Source organism: Shewanella sp. HL-SH5, from assembly GCF_051163755.1.
Lineage (GTDB): Bacteria > Pseudomonadota > Gammaproteobacteria > Enterobacterales > Shewanellaceae > Shewanella > Shewanella glacialimarina.
In genome coordinates, this window is record NZ_CP195038.1 from 1,361,937 (window position 1) to 1,380,835 (window position 18,899).

15 protein-coding genes are annotated in these 18,899 nt (G+C 41.6%); 13 read left to right on the forward strand and 2 right to left on the reverse strand.

Annotation, left to right across the window (positions count from 1 at the left end; translation table 11 throughout):
• Positions 1-94: 94 nt before the first annotated feature.
• Together ACRWQM_RS05885 and sohB are read left to right on the forward strand one after the other, a co-directional pair.
• Complete coding sequence (locus ACRWQM_RS05885; protein WP_434926613.1) at positions 95-2,593, forward strand: VolA/Pla-1 family phospholipase; 2,499 nt, start codon at positions 95-97, stop codon at positions 2,591-2,593.
• Between the two features lie 115 nt (positions 2,594-2,708).
• Positions 2,709-3,719: a protease SohB gene (gene sohB, locus ACRWQM_RS05890; RefSeq protein ID WP_434926612.1), complete on the forward strand. Its 1,011-nt coding sequence runs from the start codon at positions 2,709-2,711 to the stop codon at positions 3,717-3,719.
• Between the two features lie 656 nt (positions 3,720-4,375).
• Here sohB and ACRWQM_RS05895 read toward each other — a convergent pair.
• Positions 4,376-5,443 carry a DUF3083 family protein gene (locus ACRWQM_RS05895; protein WP_434931559.1) on the reverse strand — a complete coding sequence of 356 codons (1,068 nt, stop codon included), beginning with the start codon at positions 5,441-5,443 and terminating at the stop codon, positions 4,376-4,378.
• Between the two features lie 159 nt (positions 5,444-5,602).
• Positions 5,603-6,256 carry an arylesterase gene (locus ACRWQM_RS05900; protein ID WP_434926611.1) on the reverse strand — a complete coding sequence of 218 codons (654 nt, stop codon included), beginning with the start codon at positions 6,254-6,256 and terminating at the stop codon, positions 5,603-5,605.
• Here ACRWQM_RS05900 and ACRWQM_RS05905 point away from each other — a divergent pair.
• The 11 genes from ACRWQM_RS05905 to ACRWQM_RS05955 all read left to right on the forward strand — a co-directional run bounded on the left by ACRWQM_RS05905 (position 6,222) and on the right by ACRWQM_RS05955 (position 18,862).
• Entirely contained in the window at positions 6,222-6,971 is a 750-nt protein-coding gene (locus ACRWQM_RS05905) for an ABC transporter ATP-binding protein (protein WP_434926610.1), read from the forward strand. The two genes, ACRWQM_RS05900 and ACRWQM_RS05905, sit on opposite strands and share 35 nt — an antisense overlap.
• Positions 6,971-9,454, forward strand: coding sequence for an ABC transporter permease (locus tag ACRWQM_RS05910; protein WP_434926608.1), 2,484 nt, complete (start codon positions 6,971-6,973; stop codon positions 9,452-9,454). The genes ACRWQM_RS05905 and ACRWQM_RS05910 overlap by 1 nt, the downstream gene beginning before the upstream one ends.
• A gap of 175 nt (positions 9,455-9,629) precedes the next feature.
• Entirely contained in the window at positions 9,630-10,220 is a 591-nt protein-coding gene (locus ACRWQM_RS05915) for a class I SAM-dependent methyltransferase (RefSeq protein ID WP_434931560.1), read from the forward strand.
• Between the two features lie 200 nt (positions 10,221-10,420).
• Complete coding sequence (gene recR, locus ACRWQM_RS05920) at positions 10,421-11,020, forward strand: recombination mediator RecR (protein WP_434926607.1); 600 nt, start codon at positions 10,421-10,423, stop codon at positions 11,018-11,020.
• A gap of 230 nt (positions 11,021-11,250) precedes the next feature.
• Entirely contained in the window at positions 11,251-13,164 is a 1,914-nt protein-coding gene (gene htpG / locus ACRWQM_RS05925; protein WP_226414625.1) for a molecular chaperone HtpG, read from the forward strand.
• 56 nt (positions 13,165-13,220) lie between these two features.
• Positions 13,221-14,087, forward strand: coding sequence for a co-chaperone YbbN (locus ACRWQM_RS05930; RefSeq protein WP_434931561.1), 867 nt, complete (start codon positions 13,221-13,223; stop codon positions 14,085-14,087).
• A 136-nt stretch (positions 14,088-14,223) separates the two neighbouring features.
• Complete coding sequence (adk, locus tag ACRWQM_RS05935; protein ID WP_226414629.1) at positions 14,224-14,868, forward strand: adenylate kinase; 645 nt, start codon at positions 14,224-14,226, stop codon at positions 14,866-14,868.
• A gap of 229 nt (positions 14,869-15,097) precedes the next feature.
• Positions 15,098-15,298 (forward strand): hypothetical protein, encoded by a 201-nt coding sequence (locus ACRWQM_RS05940; RefSeq protein WP_434931562.1) that lies wholly within the window; start codon positions 15,098-15,100, stop codon positions 15,296-15,298.
• Between the two features lie 135 nt (positions 15,299-15,433).
• Complete coding sequence (locus tag ACRWQM_RS05945) at positions 15,434-16,738, forward strand: inosine/guanosine kinase (RefSeq protein WP_434926602.1); 1,305 nt, start codon at positions 15,434-15,436, stop codon at positions 16,736-16,738.
• A gap of 124 nt (positions 16,739-16,862) precedes the next feature.
• On the forward strand, positions 16,863-17,693 hold the full coding sequence (gene nadE, locus ACRWQM_RS05950; protein ID WP_434931563.1) for an ammonia-dependent NAD(+) synthetase: 831 nt from the start codon (positions 16,863-16,865) through the stop codon (positions 17,691-17,693).
• Between the two features lie 161 nt (positions 17,694-17,854).
• Positions 17,855-18,862 carry a WD40 repeat domain-containing protein gene (locus tag ACRWQM_RS05955; protein WP_434931564.1) on the forward strand — a complete coding sequence of 336 codons (1,008 nt, stop codon included), beginning with the start codon at positions 17,855-17,857 and terminating at the stop codon, positions 18,860-18,862.
• Positions 18,863-18,899: the final 37 nt, after the last annotated feature.

Here is an 18,899-nt window from a genome sequence, read left to right on the forward strand (position 1 = left end):
GGACTAAAATAAGTCCTTATGGTCACAGGATTGGACTATTGTGACCAATTTTTGGGGAAAACAAAATTATTACAACAAGATTTGGGGAAAAAAGATGAAAAGACTCATTTTGGGTGTTGCTATTGCATCTGCTCTAGGACTAACCGGTTGTTCAGAAGAAAGCTTCAATGAAGCAAGAGAAACAGCAACTCCATTAGTACCTGTTTCACATATGCAATTTGATCCAGCTAACGGCAAGGTACCATTACCAAACGATTTACTCTTCAGTGGCACGACAGACGGCACATTAAGTATTCCAGGTGAAGATGGTATTGATTATGTCAATCCACAGCTTGCATTAGGTGCCCTAGATGGTTGGTCAACCTCATCTCCTATTACTATTACTGTTGACCTTGCCAATGACTTAGATGGCAATAAATTAACACTGGATGCTGCTTCTGTATTTCAGCCAGGTGCCGTAAGAGTATTTGAAGCAACGGTTGGCGGGGCATTATCAAGCGACCCAGAATGTAAGGCAGCCGCTTCAGTATCTGCATGTAAAGTAGGTGAAGAATTATCATTTGGCGTAGATTTCGTTTCTAAGGCTTCTGGTAATAAAGTTGCCATTGTGCCACTTAAGCCACTTAAAGCCGGCCAGTCATATATTTATGCGACAACTGACCTGATTCAAGATTCACTTGGGCGTGGTATTGCACCTTCAACAACCTATGGTTTGCTGAAATTAGACATTGATGTTAATCCTTTAGCAACACCTCAACAATTACAACTACAAGGATTAGTAAACAGTTATGAAAAAGGTATGGCTGAAGCACACGGTGTTGATGCAGAAACCATTAGTTTCTCAGGTTTATTTACCACTCAATCGGTAAAAGATGTATATGAAACGACCAAGCTACTTATGGCGGCTCGAGCACCGTATATGCCTTCGTTCGTTCAAACTCCTACTCCTATGCCTAATGGTGCTGGTGGTGTGGTGACAGTTGCACAAGCAGCAGGATTAACACCTGCAGACGGTGCCGCTTATGTGGTTTCTAGTTTAGCGGATGTGTATACCGCGAGCATTAAGTTGCCAATGTATGGAAGCTGTTCATCAAGTGCTTGCTTAAGCCCACAAGGTGCGCCGTTAATTAATGGCCGTTGGTTTGCCCAAGGCGATAGCCCTGTATCAGTCTTATTAGCGGTTCAAGCTGGCAAGATGAGTCAAGCTAACTTTGCCCAGCAAGCTATTGGTTTTGGTATCGACCCAAGTGCTGCACTTGCTAATCCTGCTTTGCTAGCTGGCTACCCTTGGATGTTAGATGACGGTACTGTTGCCGATCCAACTAAACATTTAACTAAGTTCAATCCTATTCCGAAAATCATGAGTTATGAAACGGTACCTGTATTGATTGCAATCCCAAATGCTGCGAAAGTTGCAGCATTTCAAGCATCTCAAGGTTTGACCTTTATGCCGCCAACGAACGGCTGGCCAACTAACATTGCATTGCATGGTTTAGGTGGTGGTAAAGAGATGGCCTTAGCCTACGCAGGTTCTTACGCTGCAATGGGTATTGCTACAATTGCGATTGATATGCCATTGCATGGCGCCCGATCATTCGATGCCAATGGTGACGGCAAGTATGAAGTGTCGGCAACTGACCCATCTTACGGTGTGGTAGTTGGCAAACCTGATGCATTCAAAAATGGCAGCCCATTAGTATTTGTCAATATTGGTAGTACATTAACTGTGCGCGATAACTTCCGCCAAGCGACGATGGATCATCTAGCGCTGCGTTTATTGCTTACTGGTATGTACTCACAAATTGCCCAAGCGGGTGGTCAGCAAGTATTCGATATAAGCAAAATCAGTGCACAAGGTTTAAGCCTTGGTGGCATTGTTGGCACAACGTTCTCAACTTACGCAAGTACAGGCTTAGTTGATCCAGCATCTGGCACACAATTACCTAATGCTTATGGAATAACAGCATCTTCACTAGTTGCTCCAGCAGGCGGTTTAGCAGGGGCTTTTGCTGGCTCAGCAGCCTTTGGTCCAGTATTGTTTGATAGTATTAGTAAGTCAGATACCTTTATGGCGTTGGTTAATGCTGCTAATAAAGTACCTGGTTATGAAGTGGGCTCACCAGAATATGCCGCATTAGTTCAAGCGGTTTATGCTGAGTTTCTTCCGACTTTTGCATTTGCTGTTCAAACAGCTGTAGACAGTGCGGATCCAATTAACCATGGTGCTAAATTAGCTGCAACAGGGTTACCGGTTCATTTAATTGAAGTGGTTGGCGATGGCGCTGGTAATCTATCAGACCAAACTTTACCTAATGCGGTTGCTGGTTTTCCGCTTTCAGGTACAGAGCCATTAATTACTTCTCTTGGTTTAGGTTGTGCGGATTCAACAGCTGCGGGTTCTGCTGCGGTTCGCTTCTCTAAAGGACATCACAGTTCGATTGTGAGCCCACGTGAGACAGCAGCAACTGATGGCATGGCAGCGCAAGCTACTGCTGAAATGCAATCTCAAGTAGCCATGTTTGCTCGTACTGCAGCATTAGGTTCTGCAACTGTATTAATTTCTAATTCTGATGTGATTCAGTCTTGTAATTAATCATGACAATTTAGTCTTTTGATTGTTTAAAAACCCAGCAGAAGCTGGGTTTTTTATTGTTTGTTTCTCAGTAGATGTTGGTAAACTAGGTTAATATTTTTTTTCGGAGTAAATTTTGAATTTTTTAATTGAGTATGGCATGTTTTTGGCTAAAGCGGTCACTATAGTGATTGCCATCGTGTCTGTCGTTGTTGTTGTTATCGCCAGCGGAATGAAAAATAAAACCGATAAAGGCGAGCTAATACTGACAGATTTAAGCGATGAGTTATTGCAATTAAAACATGATTTGAAACACGAGTTATTGTCTAAGAAACAACTTAAAGCTTACGAGAAAAAGGTTAAAGCAGAAGATAAAGCAGCCGACAAAAACGAGCAACCAATTAAAAAGGTTTATGTTCTAGACTTTAAAGGCAGTATTGATGCTGGCGAAGTTGCGTCATTGCGTGAGGAAATTACTGCTATCTTGATCATTGCTGAAGAGGGTGATCAAGTATTAGTCAATGTAGAAAGTGGTGGTGGGATGGTTCATGGCTACGGCTTAGCATCAAGTCAATTAGACCGTTTACGCCAAGCCAATATCCCATTTACTGTTTGTATTGACAAGGTCGCAGCCAGCGGTGGTTATATGATGGCATGCGTAGCCAACAAAATAGTTGCTGCCCCGTTTGCTATTGTGGGTTCTATTGGTGTAGTAGCGCAATTACCTAACTTTAGTCGTTTGCTTAAAAAACATGAAATTGATTATGAGCAACATACCGCAGGCAACTTCAAACGGACGTTAACAGTGTTTGGTGAGAATACCGATGAAGGACGAGAAAAGTTCCAACAAGAACTAGAAGAAACCCATGTATTATTCAAACAGTTTGTTGGTCATTATCGTCCAGCGTTAGATTTAGATAAAGTGGCTACTGGTGAGCACTGGTATGGTAAACAGGCGATAGAATTAGGTTTGGTTGACGAAATTGCTACCAGCGATGATATCGTGTTGCTGCTAGCCAAAGATCATCAAGTTTACAAGCTTAAGTACCAAATGAAGAAAAAACTGGCTGATAAAATTGCCCACGGTGCATCGTTATCTGTTAACAGTGTAGTTAATAAGCTGACAGAGCTTAATCGGCCTATATAGTTAGATGCTAGAGAGCATGGCGTAAAGTTTAAATAAGGCGGTTATAACGTAAATTTAATGGTGGGAGTTCTATGTTATCCCACTTTTCAATTACGTAATCTTTTGTTGTTTACCCAGCAATAATTTGGTGATGAATTGGTGCAAACCGTTTGTCAGCAAATTGGTGTGGGAATGGTGGCGTTAGCTGCTAGCCAATTCACTTCAGTGGTTTGGTTTTTACACTCACCATCTTCACTGGGCAGATTCACCACCGGCGGTGTGATGATTGGCTGCGTAATCTTTAAGGGGGGCAGTTTCACTACTTCCGTCACTGCAGCCGTATAAACAGTCAGAGCAATTATCAAAGCTGAAATAAGCCTCCAATTATTTAATGACTGCTGTCGCCACTAATGTTGGCATAAGCCAAGTCAATTTCTTGTTGAACATATCATCTCCTGCTTTTGATTATTGATATTGATATTGATATTGGTTTGATTGAGCAAACTACGACGCTTTTTGCCGTATGCCATCCAACATGCCTTGTTTGGCGGTTGTTAATCAACATGAAATCTTGCCATAATTATTGAACATTCTATTTTAAAGTCTTAAAAACAAAAACGGCAGCCTAAGCTGCCGTTTTAAACGTTGGTTCAATACTTTGACAGTAATGTTATTTTTTAAGCCTTGTAACTTAAATGCTGATGGAAGCGTAAAATAACATCAATGTGTTCTTTATCAATGTCAAATTCATTCGTAAAGCTGCGAACAGCATCTTCAACTTGATTCATGAATCGACCAAAGCCTTCATCATTCGAGTCATTTTTACCTGCAACAATCACGAATCGAATAGCTTCAACTAATTTTTGGTCGTCCCAGTGCAATATTGGTGCAGGGGCGTCGGCGTTAGGATCAAAGCCAACCATTTGAAATTCAGCTGTGTTATTCAAACGCTCAAACTTACTATTACGTACTAGTGGCAATTTACCGTTTGCGACCATGGCCACACGAAATAGTTGGCTATTTTTAGTTGCTGCAATAAATTTATCAGCAACATTTTGATAGCTAGGACCAAAGTTGGTCATGTTTTCAGAAAGTAATTGCTTTTTGATACGACGACCGACAGGAATGCTGACCGTGACATAATTAAGCGCACTGACATCTTCTGGTAGATTACATTCACGGCGTTTATAGCGGTTATCTACCGCACGTAGTTTGTAGCCATAGGTTTCTTTAATGCCTTTATTTTTAGCAAAGAAATCGTATGAAATATGCTGATGGTCACGTACTTTAATTTTAATATCTTTAACTGGTAGCAAAGGTTTAATTTCAGCTAGAAACTTTTGTACGTTGGCATGGAAGGTTGCAGAGTTACTGCGCAGTTCAGTACCCGTTGCTAAAAACACAATTTTAAGTTTTTTGGCTCTATGACCGGCAATACTGTGCAAACGGTTTGCTTCGTGATGAGCAGGGTTATAGAAAAAACGCAGTTGCTCTTCAGTTGACAGGCAATATGATTCACTATGGAAACGCACCATAGGTAGTTTGTCTGTGGCAATCACATGAACATTAAACAACTCATGTTTTTCGGCTACCTGATAAACTAGTTTACTGAATTCGTGGTAGCAAGTGTCTACATCGGCATATTCAGCTAAGAAAGCATCAGTTAATGGAAAGCCTACCGAAATATATTGGTTTTTGCGTGTTGCGGTAGGTAGGTATACTTTTTTTTGACGACTGACGGACATAATTTTTCCTTTTAGTCTTGTTAGGTCTTATTGTAAATATTGTTTGAGTAATAATATTGATTTAGCGTTTTAAACAAATCCTTGTAATTACATTCTAAAGATTAAATCTTAAAATAATATGACTTTTTGTTATTTTATGTTGAATATATTTAACCAGGATCACATTTTTAGCGCATCAATGATCCAAGGCTTCATCCATTGCGTAATAACCGGCTGGGCTTCTACGTTAGGATGGATTCCGTCGCGTTGCATCAGTGCTGGGTTGGGGGCAATTTGTTGCATGAAAAATGGAATAAGCCCGATATCATAGTCTTCAGCAAGTTGACTAAAAACATCGTTGAACATTTTGCTATAACGTGGTCCGTAATTGGGTGGCACCATGACTTCTGTTAGTAAAACTTTTGCGCCTGCTTGTTGTGACAGATCAATGATTTTTGTAAGATTTGATTTCAGTTGTACTGGTGGAAATCCACGTAATCCATCGTTACCACCTAGTTCAATGACAACCAGGTCAAATTGCATCGATTCCAGTAAACTCGGGAGCCGCCTTGCTCCCCCTGCGGAAGTTTCACCACTGACTGAACCATTAATGATAGTGTGTTCCGGGAGCTCATTACTTAACAATTGTACCCAACCTTGACCTTCTTCCATGCCATAACCTGCACTTAAGCTATCACCTAGTATCAAAATCGTGGCAGCATAGCTGGTAGAAGAAAGTGAAACAATAATAATTAGCGTCGTAAGACTGCGCTTAATAGCTAATTTAAAGAAGGATCCTATGTTGACAAATTTTGCTAAAGATTCTAGTGCCATTACAGTAACTAACCTCATAAAAACGGTGGTAACTCAAGAAGGTGAACTGACTATCCTCAAGGGCATCAACATGGATGTCAAGCAAGGAGACAGCGTTGCAATATTAGGACCCTCTGGCTCGGGAAAGTCAACATTACTTGGTTTGTTGGCCGCATTAGATACGCCAACATCTGGAGAGATATTACTCGATGGCGCGGCATTATCAGGTTTAAATGAAGAGCAAAAGGCAGCCCTAAGAAAGCGCAAAGTCAGTTTTGTTTTTCAGTCGTTTATGTTGGTCGATACTTTGACTGCGCTTGAAAACGTAATGTTACCCGCTGAGCTTGCAGGGGTAAAAGATGCCAGGCAAAAAGCACAAAACATGCTTGAACGTGTAGGATTATCCCATAGATTAACCCATTTACCGAAACAGTTGTCTGGTGGTGAGCAGCAGCGCGTTGCCATTGCAAGGGCCTTTATCTGCGAACCTAAAGTACTATTTGCCGATGAACCAACCGGAAACTTAGACAGCGTTAACGGTGATAAAATTGCCGATATGTTGTTTGAACTTAATCAAGAAAGTGATACAACTTTAGTATTGGTTACCCATGACCTGCAGCTTGCAAAACGCTGTAAACGTCAATTTGTGATGGATAATGGCCTGTTGACCGAGCCAAATGCGTCCGTCGCTAATACCAATGCACCTCAATTTGAAGTAAACGGGGAGGCGCACTAATGGAATGGCAGTTAGCATGGCGTTTATTCAAACGTGAACTAGCGCAGGGGCAGTTGCTGCTTATCGTACTGGCTATCACCTTAGCCGTGTTATCCGTCAGTGGCCTTGCCCGAGTAAGTGAACGCTTACAAGTTGCTATCAATGGTGAAGCGGCAACGTTTATTGCAGCCGATAGAAGTATTGATTCACCGGTTGAAGTTGATCAAAAGGTACTGCTTATAGCTGATGAGTTAAAGCTGAATCATGTGACTAATATGCAGTTTAACTCCATGGTCTATGCTGGTGACAAGTTTCAGCTAGTCACCATAAAAGCGGTCGGAGAGGGTTATCCTTTAAAAGGGAAAGTGGAGTTATCTACCGGTGAAACTTCACTGTTACCGGCTAAAGGCCAGGCCTGGTTTGAAAACCGTTTAGGTGGACTGTTAGGTTATCCCAAGTCATTAGAATTAGGTAATAGTGATCTGCTGTTATCTGCCGAAATAAGTCGTTTACCCGATGGTGGCTTTAACCCATTTGCCTCTGCGCCTGTATTGTTAATGCGCCTTGATGATGTAGACGCTACCGGCATTATTCAACCCGGTAGCCGTGTGAGCTACATATACCAATTCACCGGTGATGCAGATGCATTAGTTGCCTTTGAAGAGCAAGCAAAGCCACTATTGAACAACAGCCAGCGCTGGATAGATGTGCAATCCGGTGACTCACCAATTGCCTCGGCAGTTAAACGAGCGGAGCGTTTTTTATTATTAGCCAGTTTACTCGGCATTGCATTAGCGTGTGCCGCAATCGGTATTGCTGCGCAGCGTTATTGTCAGCGCCATTATGATGTCGTTGCCATGCTAAAAACCTTCGGCGCATCGGCAAAGCAAATTAGATTGTTATTTGGCTTTCACCTTATGTTGGTGACCTTGCTGGGTATAGCGTTAGGTTTATTCGGTGGAGTATTACTTGATTTAGCCATTACCCAGTTTTTACCTCCTGAGATAGCGGCCTATTCACCGCCTTATCTGCGGCCACTATTGCTGGGGATGTCAACGGGCTTGATCAGCGCCTTTATGTTCTCGGCTTATCCGTTAATGCGATTATTGGCAATTCCACCTTTGCGAGTATTACAACGTCAACTTGAAGGGCTGCAATTTGGCATGTGGTTGCATTTGTTACTCAGCTTAGGTGCTATGGCACTGTTAGGCTACTTATACTCTCGTAGTCTCGCCCTAACTATGACGGTGGTGCTCACGGTACTATTACTCGGTGCATTATTGAGCATACTGGGTTTTGTGATGATCCGCATGGGGCATAGTGTGGGCATGAAAACCACTAATCCACTGCAATTAGCATTGGCTGGTCTTCGTCGCCGAGCGAGACAAAATGCAGTGCAACTGGTTGGTTTTAGTAGCGCCTTGGTATTATTGCTGACTATTTTAGCACTAAGACAAGATTTGCTTAATGAATGGCAAAAGCAGCTTCCAGAAGATGCGCCTAATTACTTTTTAGTCAATATTGCGCCGGAAGACAGCCAACCATTACAGCAGTTTTTAGATGATAACCGGATTCAGGCAACCGATATCTATCCTGTGATTCGTGGACGTTTAACCCACATTAATGATGAAGAGTTGATTTCGGGTGAGCAAGAACGTGCCGGTATTGCTGGGCGAGTGGGTATTTCTCGAGAATTGAATCTGACCTATCGTGATACTTTACCGCCTAATAATCCAATAGTCGAAGGGGTGTTTAACCAGGCTGATGACGAAGTGTCTGTTGAATCTGGTGTGGCAGAACGGTTAGGGCTAGCGTTGAATGACACTATGACATTTAATATTGATAACCAGTCGTTTACCGTAAAAGCGACCAGTATACGTAAGGTGCAGTGGGAAACTTTGCAGCCTAATTTCTTTATGATTTTTAGGCCTAAAGCCTTAGCGCCTTTTTCGTATACTTCAATGGCCAGCTTTCACTTAAACGACCAGGACTTAAAGGCGCAAGGCAGCGAATTAACCGCCAATGCTGTGGTGCTACAGTTGATCCAGCAGTTTCCGACTATTTCAGTGATTGATGTTGGCGCTATGGTTGGACAATTACGGCAAATTATTGATCAAGTGTCGTTATCGCTAACCTTAGTACTGGTATTAGTCTTACTTGCCAGTGCGTTAGTGTTAATAGCACAAACCGAAGCGGGAATGGCAACAAGGCAGCGCGAACTAGCAGTATTAAGAACCTTTGGCGCATCGGGTTGGTTACTGCGCGCAGCAACGGGACTTGAGTTTGCTTTACTCGGTGCAATAGCGGGGTTCTTAGCTGTGATTGTTGCTGAGTTTGCCCTTTATATGCTTAAAACCCAAGTATTTGAACTTGTGGTTTATATGCATTGGGAGTGGTGGGTTATTGCGCCAATATCGGGTGCGTTAGTGGTAGCATTATTGGGTGTCTGGCGTTGTCGTCAATTACTCAATCAATCATGCAGTGAACTATTGAAAGCGGGTTAGACATAAAAAGGGAGAGGCTAACTTCTCCCTTTTTCATTAGGTAACGTATCTGTACTTTTTGATTAATTCACATTGCTGTTACTGATGTTAATCACTGACGTTAATAATGGGGTGAGTTATTCAATTAGCCATTTTGTTTACGGTGTATTAAGTGAGTTATAAATAGGGTATAAGCATGGATAAATATCAAATTTCAGTGAATACCTTTGATAAGTTAGCGCAGCAATATCAAGATAAATACATGAATTTTGAATCTTATGCGGATACTTACGATACTTTATGTTCATTACTGAAATCGTTACCTCAATGCAGTACTAAAACGAGGGTGTTAGATGTGGCTTGTGGTCCAGGTAATATCACTCGTTTTTTACTGGATAAACTGCCTAATATAGATATATTAGCAACTGATTTAGCCCCCAATATGGTGATGCTGGCACAACAAAATAATCCGACGGCACGTTTTGCAGTAATGGACAGTCGCCAGCTTTCTAGGGTAAACACTTTGTTTAAAGTGCCGGGGCATGAATCGTGCCAGTTTGATGCCATTGTTTGTGGCTTTGGTTTACCTTATTTAGACATAAATGATGTCACTAAACTGATTAAAGATATGGCTGGATTATTAAAGGCTGGAGGTTTGGTTTATATCAGTACGATGGAAGATGATGTCAATAAATCAGGTTTTCAAACGTCTAGTAGCGGCGATCAAGTTTACATTCATTATTATCAAGGTTCATTTCTTGTTGAGCTGTTAGAACAATATTATTGAATTGCAGCGCAAACAGTTTCAACCTGAAGGCAGAGATCCCACTGTCGATTTGTTCATTATTGCCAGATATTCACCGCAAAATTAATTTAAGTCTATTTAATGGATTTCAATGCCATTCATTTTTTGCAATCTGACGACACACAGTGAATAATCGGCGCTTTAGCGTTTATAGTATTTTTATTTGAAGGTTTTTTAATACGATGAAATTTAGTCCGTTGGTCGATGAACTGATCCAATCACTGCGCATTTTACCTGGCGTCGGCCCTAAATCGGCTCAACGTATGGCATTTCAATTATTAGAGCGTGAAAGAAAGGCAGGTATTAAGCTTGCTGAGTCATTACAAAAAGCCATGTCTGAAGTCGGTCACTGTCAGCGTTGCCGCACGTTTACCGAGCAAGACCTTTGTCCTATTTGCGCCAGTCATAAACGTGGTAATGCGGAAATAATATGCGTAGTCGAAACCGCAGCAGATGTGCTTGCCATTGAAGCAGGCGGCCACTTTAACGGCCGATATTTTGTATTGTTAGGCCATTTATCACCTTTAGATGGCATTGGCCCAGAAGAGCTAGGCTTAGCCTTACTTGAACAGCAATTATCCTCAGATGACGTGCAAGAGCTTATTCTCGCCACCAACCCAACCGTTGAAGGTGATGCTACCGCCCATTTTATCGCTGATATGGCCCGTCGTCATAATGTGATCATTAGCCGTATTGCCCATGGTGTACCAGTCGGCGGCGAATTAGAGTATGTAGATAGTACCACATTAGCGTTATCTTTTAATGGTCGTATTAAACTATAATCACTACTTAAACCTCCTCCACAGTCCTGCGAATACATTTGCCATCATTCACGTCAGTTAATGATGGCTTAAAAAAACAGCAAAAAAATCATTGCCCCTTGAAAAGTGATCACCAAGCCCCATCTCTTGTATAACGAAACATTAAAGAGTGGTGACTTTTGCTGGGTGATATCAATTTTATCTGCCAAATGTCATCGTTTATGTAAAAAGTAATATCAAGGGAATTATTCATGTCACAACAAGAAACACATGGCTTTCAAACCGAAGTTAAACAATTACTGCATTTGATGATCCACTCTCTGTATTCAAACAAAGAGATTTTCTTACGTGAATTAGTTTCAAATGCGGCCGATGCAGCGGATAAATTACGCTATTTAGCGCTAAGCAATGATGATTTATATGAAGGTGACGGCGATCTTCGAGTTCGCGTCAGTACCGATAAAGAAAAAGGCACTGTCACTATTTCTGATAATGGTATTGGTATGACACGTGATGGTGTTATCGAACATTTAGGTACAATTGCTAAGTCAGGTACTAAAGAGTTTTTCAGCCATTTATCAGGTGAAGCGTCTAAAGATTCACAATTGATTGGTCAATTTGGTGTCGGTTTTTACTCAGCATTTATCGTCGCGAAAAAAGTGACCGTGCGCACTCGCGCTGCGGGCAAGCCAGCCAGTGAAGGGGTGTTGTGGGAATCGGCTGGTGAAGGCGATTTTACCGTAGATAACATCACTAAAAATACCCGTGGTACTGAAATCACCTTACATTTACGTGACGAAGAAAAAGAATTTGCTGACGATTATCGTCTGCGTTCAATCATCACCAAGTATTCTGATCATATCTCTGTACCTGTGCAAATGTTTGAAGCAGGTCAACCTGAATCAGACGGCCCAGACGGTGAGAAAATTCCCGCAACTGAAGGTGCTTGGAAACTGATGAACAAAGCCACCGCGCTTTGGACCCGTAATAAAGCGGATATTTCAGATGAAGAATACCAAGAGTTCTACAAGCATATTTCACACGATTACAGCGACGCACTAAAGTGGGCTCACAACCGTGTTGAAGGTAAGCAAGAGTACACTAGCTTATTATATATCCCGGCAAAAGCGCCGTTTGATATGTTTAACCGTGATCAAAAACATGGCTTAAAGTTATTTGTACAACGTGTATTCGTTATGGATGACGCTGAGCAGTTCATGCCGACCTACTTACGCTTTGTAAAAGGGTTAATTGATTCAAATGACCTACCGCTGAACGTGTCTCGTGAAATTTTACAAGACAACAAAGTGACCCAAACATTGCGTCAGGCACTAACGAAACGTGCTTTAGGCATGCTTGAAAAAATTGCCAAAGATGATGCTGAACAATATCAATCTTTCTGGGCTGAATTTGGTCAAGTATTGAAAGAAGGTCCAGCAGAAGATTATGCTAACCGTGAGCGTATTGCCGGTTTGCTACGTTTTGCTTCAACCAATGACAATAGCGCTGCAACTACTGTGTCATTAGAAGACTATATTGGCCGCATGAAAGAAGGCCAAGAAAAGATTTATTACATAGTGGCAGACAGCCATGACGCTGCGGTAAATAGCCCTCATCTTGAACTATTGCGCAAAAAAGGCATTGAAGTATTACTGATGTCTGAGCGTATTGATGAATGGTTAATTAACCACTTAACTGAATTTAAAGGTAAGCAACTGCATTCAGTAACCAAAGGTGATTTAGAGCTAGGTTCATTAGAAGATGAAGCTGACAAAGAAGCACAAGAAAAAGTTGCCGAAGAAGCTAAAGGCCTAGTTGAGCGCATCAAAGCGGCGTTAGCCGGTAAAGTGTCTGATGTTAAAGTGACGTCACGCTTAACCGATACCCCAGCTTGTGTGGTCACCGGTGAAGGCGAAATGTCGACCCAAATGATTAAATTGATGCAAGCGGCAGGTCAACCTGTTCCTGATTCAAAGCCAACATTTGAGATTAACCCAAGCCATCCTTTAGTTGAGCGTTTGAGTAATGAACAAGACGAGCAATTGTTTGCTGATTGGTCTAACTTGTTGTTACAACAAGCCCAGCTATCAGAAAAGGGCAGCTTAGCCGACCCTTCTGCGTTCATTAAATTAATGAACCAAATGTTAATGTCGAGCTTTAAGTAATACTAAGCGGATAAAAAAGCGGACTTAGTGTCCGCTTTTGTATTTTAAGGGGACCTATGGAACACATCATTTCGTTAACCAAAGAAAATATTCAGCAAGTTGTTGATGCTTCGATGGAAAAAGTCGTGGTATTGACTTTTTTTGCCCAACAAAAACCAGAAAGTGTTCAGATGTTGCAAACACTTGAGCAACTTGCCACAATGCAAGCTGGTCGTTTTATATTAGCCAGTGTTGATTGCGAAGTGGAGATGGAAATCGCCCAGTATTTCCAAATTGAAAGCTTACCCACTACGTTGATTTTAGATAAAGGTCGCCCGATTGATGGTTTTGCAGGCGTTCAAGATGCTGTCAGTGTCGCAAGCTTGTTGGATAAGCATTTACCAGCACTTTGGATGCAAGCTTTTGATGGCGTAAAAGCACAGCTTGCGCAAGCTGAGCCATTGACACAGGAGGCATTAACCTTACTGGTGGCGCAATTAAAAGAGATCGCGGTACAAGCTGATAACATGGCTGAAGTGCGTTTAGTCTTAGCTGATGTTTATCTACAGTTAGGTGCACTTGCAGATGCCAAACCTTTAATTGAAGGGATAGGGCTTGCGGATCAAGACAGTTACTACCAAAACTTAAAAGCTAAGCTGGCATTAGCAGAAGATGCTGCGGATACACCAGAAATTCGTCAGCTTCAACAACAGCTTGAAGAAAAACCGGGTGATATTATCTTATCAATCGACTTAGCTAAGGCACTGAATAAAGCCCAACGTAATGAAGAAGCGTTAGCTTGCCTTTTTAGCTTTTTACAAAAAGATCTTAATGCTGGCGATGGTAAAGTTAAACAAATGTTTCTAGAGATCATGACCGCCATGGGGCAGGGCAATGCGTTAGCCAATCAATATCGCCGTAAGTTGTATACCTTGCTGTATTAAACACGGACGCCGTTACATTAGGCCAATCTTATTAGATATAGGTCTAATGCAGTGCTATTGCTACTATGAAAAGAGCGGTAGATATGCGAAAATCGCCGCCCTAAAAAGAATATAATCTTAAAAGAGGACTTTAGAGATGCGCATTATTTTATTAGGTGCCCCAGGCGCCGGTAAAGGTACTCAAGCTCAGTTTATTATGGAGCAATATGGTATCCCACAAATCTCTACGGGTGATATGTTACGCGCTGCGGTTAAAGCGGGAACGCCACTTGGTTTAGAAGCTAAGAAGGTGATGGATGCAGGCCAGTTAGTTTCAGATGACTTAATCATAGGGCTAGTTAAAGAACGTATCGCGCAAGATGATTGTGTTAAAGGCTTCTTACTTGATGGTTTCCCTCGCACAATTCCGCAAGCTGATGCAATGACTGCCAATGGTATCGTTATTGATCACGTGATCGAAATTGACGTACCAGACGAAGAAATTGTTAAGCGCATGAGCGGTCGTCGCGTTCATTCAGGTTCAGGTCGTGTTTACCATGTTGTATTCAATCCACCTAAAGTGGAAGGTAAAGACGATGTTACTGGTGAAGAGCTCGCTATTCGTCCAGACGACGAAGAGTCTACAGTGCGTAAACGTTTAGGTATTTACCATGAGCAAACTAAGCCATTGGTAGATTATTACGGTAAAGTGGCTGCTGAAGGCCGTACTGTATACAACAAGTTTGATGGCACTCAGAGTGTTACTGCCGTAAGTCAGCAATTAGCTGCAGTACTGAAGTAATACCTTAATCAATTTGATCACAATGCCTTAGTTGGTATTATTTAAAAGCCTGCATTTGCAGGCTTTTTTATTTTTATCACAGCCTATCGCTATGATAGTTGCTGAACATTTAATTCAGAAATCGCAAAAATCGTTGTTTTCGACGTCCTATGAGATAAGTATTAGCACTATCTGCGGATTAGTTATTGGCCGGATTAACGAACAGTGGAGTGCGTTTAGTAGATTTAATATGTTCTGCCTTTATATCAGACTGTTAGAAACCCTAGTAGAAATCTCGATAGCGGTAAAGCAAACCTCTATTAATGCAGGGGGTAAGCGTAATGGCTTTATGCCAGGTTTAAATGATGATGATATTCATAGCGATATGATGATTGACCTAGTTAAAGAACAGGCGTTGTTTAGCGGCAATGAAGCACTAAAAGTCATTTAATCTCATGAAGTTAATGTGATATCATGCGCCGCCTTTTGTCAAAGGCGTTTTTTATTTAATCATGGCTTACAGCAATAATAAGCTAAACTGATATTTATATTTGGTTGCACGGATGCAAACTCATGAGAATCGATTATGAAGTTTCCTGGTCAACGTAAGTCGAAACATTACTTTCCTGTCAGTAACCGCGATCCACTTCTGGCGCAGTTTACCCATCAACCTCAAGCATTTTCTACTTATATTTGTGGAGTTGATCAAACGTTAGTCGATATTGAAGCGAAAGTTGCCGATGATTTGCTTGAACGTTACGGCTTGCCTAAAGGTAACTCAACACTAATCGATGATGATGGCGCCCATGCGCTTTATAATGAACTTAAATCTAATGACATGATCAGCGACGAGTTTGCGGGTGGCACGATAGGCAACACGGTACATAACTATTCCATTTTAGCTGACGATCGCTCAGTGTTGTTTGGCGTGATGAGCCAGAATATTATGGTCGGTAGCTATGCTTATCGCTATCTTTGCAATACCTCTTCAAAAGTTGACTTAAATTATCTTCAACCTGTAGATGGTCCAATTGGTCGTTGCTTTACATTAATTTCAGAAGACGGTGAACGCACTTTTGCGATCAGCAAAGGCTCGATGGATAAACTGACCCCACATTATATAAATCAACAGGTGGTTCAAGAAAGCTCTGCATTAGTGATTACGGCCTATTTGATGCGCGCTAGCGAAGGTGACGGTATGACATCTGCTGCGATGAAAGCTATCGAATATGCAAAAGCTGCTGAAGTGCCTGTAGTATTAACCTTAGGCACCCGTTTTTTAATTCAAGAAGACCCTGTTTGGTGGCAAAAGTTTATTAAAGAACATGTGACTATATTAGCCATGAATGAAGATGAAGGTGAAGCGCTTACAGGGTTTAAAGACCCATTGTTAGCCAGTGAAGCTGCACTTGAGTGGTGTGATATGGTGTTGACCACGGCAGGCCCAATTGGTTTATACACAGCAGGATATGCCGAAGACAGTGCCAAGCGTGAGACGAGTCATACTTTATTACCAGGTGCTATTCCTGAGTTCAATCGTTATGAATTTTCTCGCCCTATGCTAAAAGCTGACTGCCAAGAACCCATTAAAGTCTATGCCCACATTGCGCCTTATATGGGCGGACCTGATTATATACGTAACACCAATGGTGCAGGAGATGGCGCTTTATCAGCTTTGTTGCACGACTTGTCAGCCAATACCTTCCATAAAACCAATGTGCCTGGATCAAGTAAACATAAACGCGATGGTTTATGTTATTCATCGTTTTCGCAAGTGTGTAAGTATGCTAACCGCGTTGCCTATGAAGTGTTAGCTCAACACAGTCCACGTCTATCGCGCGGTTTACCAGAGCGAGAAGACAGCCTAGAAGAGTCTTATTGGGAACGCTAATCAGTGGTTTAGTGAGCTAAATAAAAAACAGTCTAAAAATAAACGATAATGTTTTGTCATTATCGTTTTTTTTTCATCAAATTTTAATAGAATAGGCCCAGGTTAGTAATTGAAGGAGCTTAAAGTGAAAGGACAAATTTTACGTGAAATGCATGTACTCAAAGCCATTGAGCCAGATTTTGAAGTACAAAGACGTGTCGCCTTTATAAAATCGAAGCTCAAAGAGGCCAATTGCCATTCATTAGTGTTGGGGATCAGCGGTGGAGTAGACTCATCTTTAACCGGTCGTTTATGTCAGTTAGCGGTCGATAGCTTAAATCAAGAGTTAGCCGATAATCGCTATCAATTTATTGCCGTGCGCTTACCTTATCAAGTCCAAAAAGATGAAGACGAAGCACAACTAGCCTGTCAATTTATTCAACCGTCTAAACAAGTGACTGTTAACATTGCCGAAGGTGTTTTAGGTGTGCATCAAGCCACCTTAGCTGGTTTGAACGATGCGGGAGTATCTTTACCTGAAGAAGGTAAAGTCGACTTTGTTAAGGGTAATGTAAAAGCCAGAATGCGCATGATAGCCCAGTATGAAATAGCCGGTATGGTAGGCGGTTTAGTGGTTGGCACCGATCATAGCGCAGAAAATATTACCGGTTTTTATACTAAATTTGGTGATGGTGCCTGCGATTTAGCGCCATTGTTTGGTTTAAATAAACGCCAGGTTCGTCAACTTGCTGCCTTTTTGGGTGCGCCAGATATTCTGGTAAAAAAAGCGCCTACAGCTGATTTAGAAGAAGACAAACCACAATTAGAAGATGAAGTGGCGCTAGGCATGAGCTACGATCAAATTGATGATTTTCTGGAAGGCAAACCTGTCGATGCAAGCGTTGAAACCAAGCTGATTAGCATTTATCAGCGCACCCAGCATAAGCGTAAAGCGATACCCACTATTTACGATTAATATCGCTATGATTACAGATTAAGCCGACAATATATGTGACACAAGTTAAGCTAATTCTAACCTGTGTCATTTGGTTTTATGTCATTCTACTTAATCTAGGGTGGCTAATAAGCTGATTCTCTATGTTAATATATTAAAAGCATTACTTTTAAGGAATTAACTTGTTAGCTAAGGTCCAATCTAGATTATCGCTTCAGGTCGGTCTGATTATTGCCATCACAGTAGCGTTTATCACTGTAACTGGTTGCAATCAAGGTGCTGTTAGCAAAAGTCCGGATAACGCTCTGAGACTGGTAAAAGAAACCCTTGTTGATGGCGTTTTGTCCGCCGATGCGAGTATAGCTGTGACACTAGGCAGAAGTCGTGCATTATCGGTATGGGAGATTGCGACCAATAAATTATTACATCAATGGACTGATGATGACTTTGATGAGTCTAACTATCTGCTGGCTATGTCAGGTAATAACCAATATCTAGCTACTGCCGGTAAACACAAAATATCTATTTTCAACCTTGAAACCGGCAAACTAGATATACGCTGGCCTGCTCAAGGCTTTAACCCTGACGCAAGTGTTTCAAGCCTTTTTTTAAGCCAAACCGGCAGTACTATTTTGGTGGGTATGAATGATGGTTCTATTACTGTTATTCAACGAAGCAGCATGACGATGTCATTGTTCAAGCAACACAGTGGCGCAGTTAATCATATTGAACTATCTAATTTTGAACAGCAGGTATTATCAACAGGACTAGATGGTGACGTGCATATTTGGTCCACTTATAGTGGCGCGTTGATTAGTAGTTTTTCACGTCCGCAGCGGATCACCAGTGCTAGCTACGATGAAACTAATCGACGCTTGTTTATTGCCGATGCACTAGATAACAATGTCATTCTTGACTCTCAAACCGCTTTGCCTGTTAGCCAACTAGATTACCTTGAGCGCTATCGCTATTTTAGACAGGCTCTATTTATCAATAATGCCAATAATTTAATTACCGCCACATCAAAACAAACGGTTATCTACTGGGATGCAAACTCTGGAAAGGAGCTTTGTCACTGGGATATCACCGCCTACAGTGCAGGCACAACGGTATTTTCCATGAAGATTAAACCTAATGGAAAACTATTAACCTTAAGTTCAGATGGTGGTCTTGAAACCTGGAGTTTGTAAATGTGCCTAGATTTAGCTGGCAGTAGGTATCAGATTG

Bases quoted from the DNA above. Each gene is read 5' to 3' on its own strand.
- htpG (WP_226414625.1), top strand. From the start codon at position 11,251: ATGTCACAACAAGAAACACATGGCTTTCAAACCGAAGTTAAACAATTA.
- ACRWQM_RS05895 (WP_434931559.1), bottom strand. From the start codon at position 5,443: ATGTCCGTCAGTCGTCAAAAAAAAGTATACCTACCTACCGCAACACGC.
- ACRWQM_RS05945 (WP_434926602.1), top strand. From the start codon at position 15,434: ATGAAGTTTCCTGGTCAACGTAAGTCGAAACATTACTTTCCTGTCAGT.
- ACRWQM_RS05930 (WP_434931561.1), top strand. From the start codon at position 13,221: ATGGAACACATCATTTCGTTAACCAAAGAAAATATTCAGCAAGTTGTT.
- ACRWQM_RS05900 (WP_434926611.1), bottom strand. From the start codon at position 6,256: ATGGCACTAGAATCTTTAGCAAAATTTGTCAACATAGGATCCTTCTTT.
- ACRWQM_RS05885 (WP_434926613.1), top strand. From the start codon at position 95: ATGAAAAGACTCATTTTGGGTGTTGCTATTGCATCTGCTCTAGGACTA.
- ACRWQM_RS05905 (WP_434926610.1), top strand. From the start codon at position 6,222: ATGTTGACAAATTTTGCTAAAGATTCTAGTGCCATTACAGTAACTAAC.
- ACRWQM_RS05940 (WP_434931562.1), top strand. From the start codon at position 15,098: ATGTTCTGCCTTTATATCAGACTGTTAGAAACCCTAGTAGAAATCTCG.
- recR (WP_434926607.1), top strand. From the start codon at position 10,421: ATGAAATTTAGTCCGTTGGTCGATGAACTGATCCAATCACTGCGCATT.
- ACRWQM_RS05910 (WP_434926608.1), top strand. From the start codon at position 6,971: ATGGAATGGCAGTTAGCATGGCGTTTATTCAAACGTGAACTAGCGCAG.
- ACRWQM_RS05915 (WP_434931560.1), top strand. From the start codon at position 9,630: ATGGATAAATATCAAATTTCAGTGAATACCTTTGATAAGTTAGCGCAG.
- adk (WP_226414629.1), top strand. From the start codon at position 14,224: ATGCGCATTATTTTATTAGGTGCCCCAGGCGCCGGTAAAGGTACTCAA.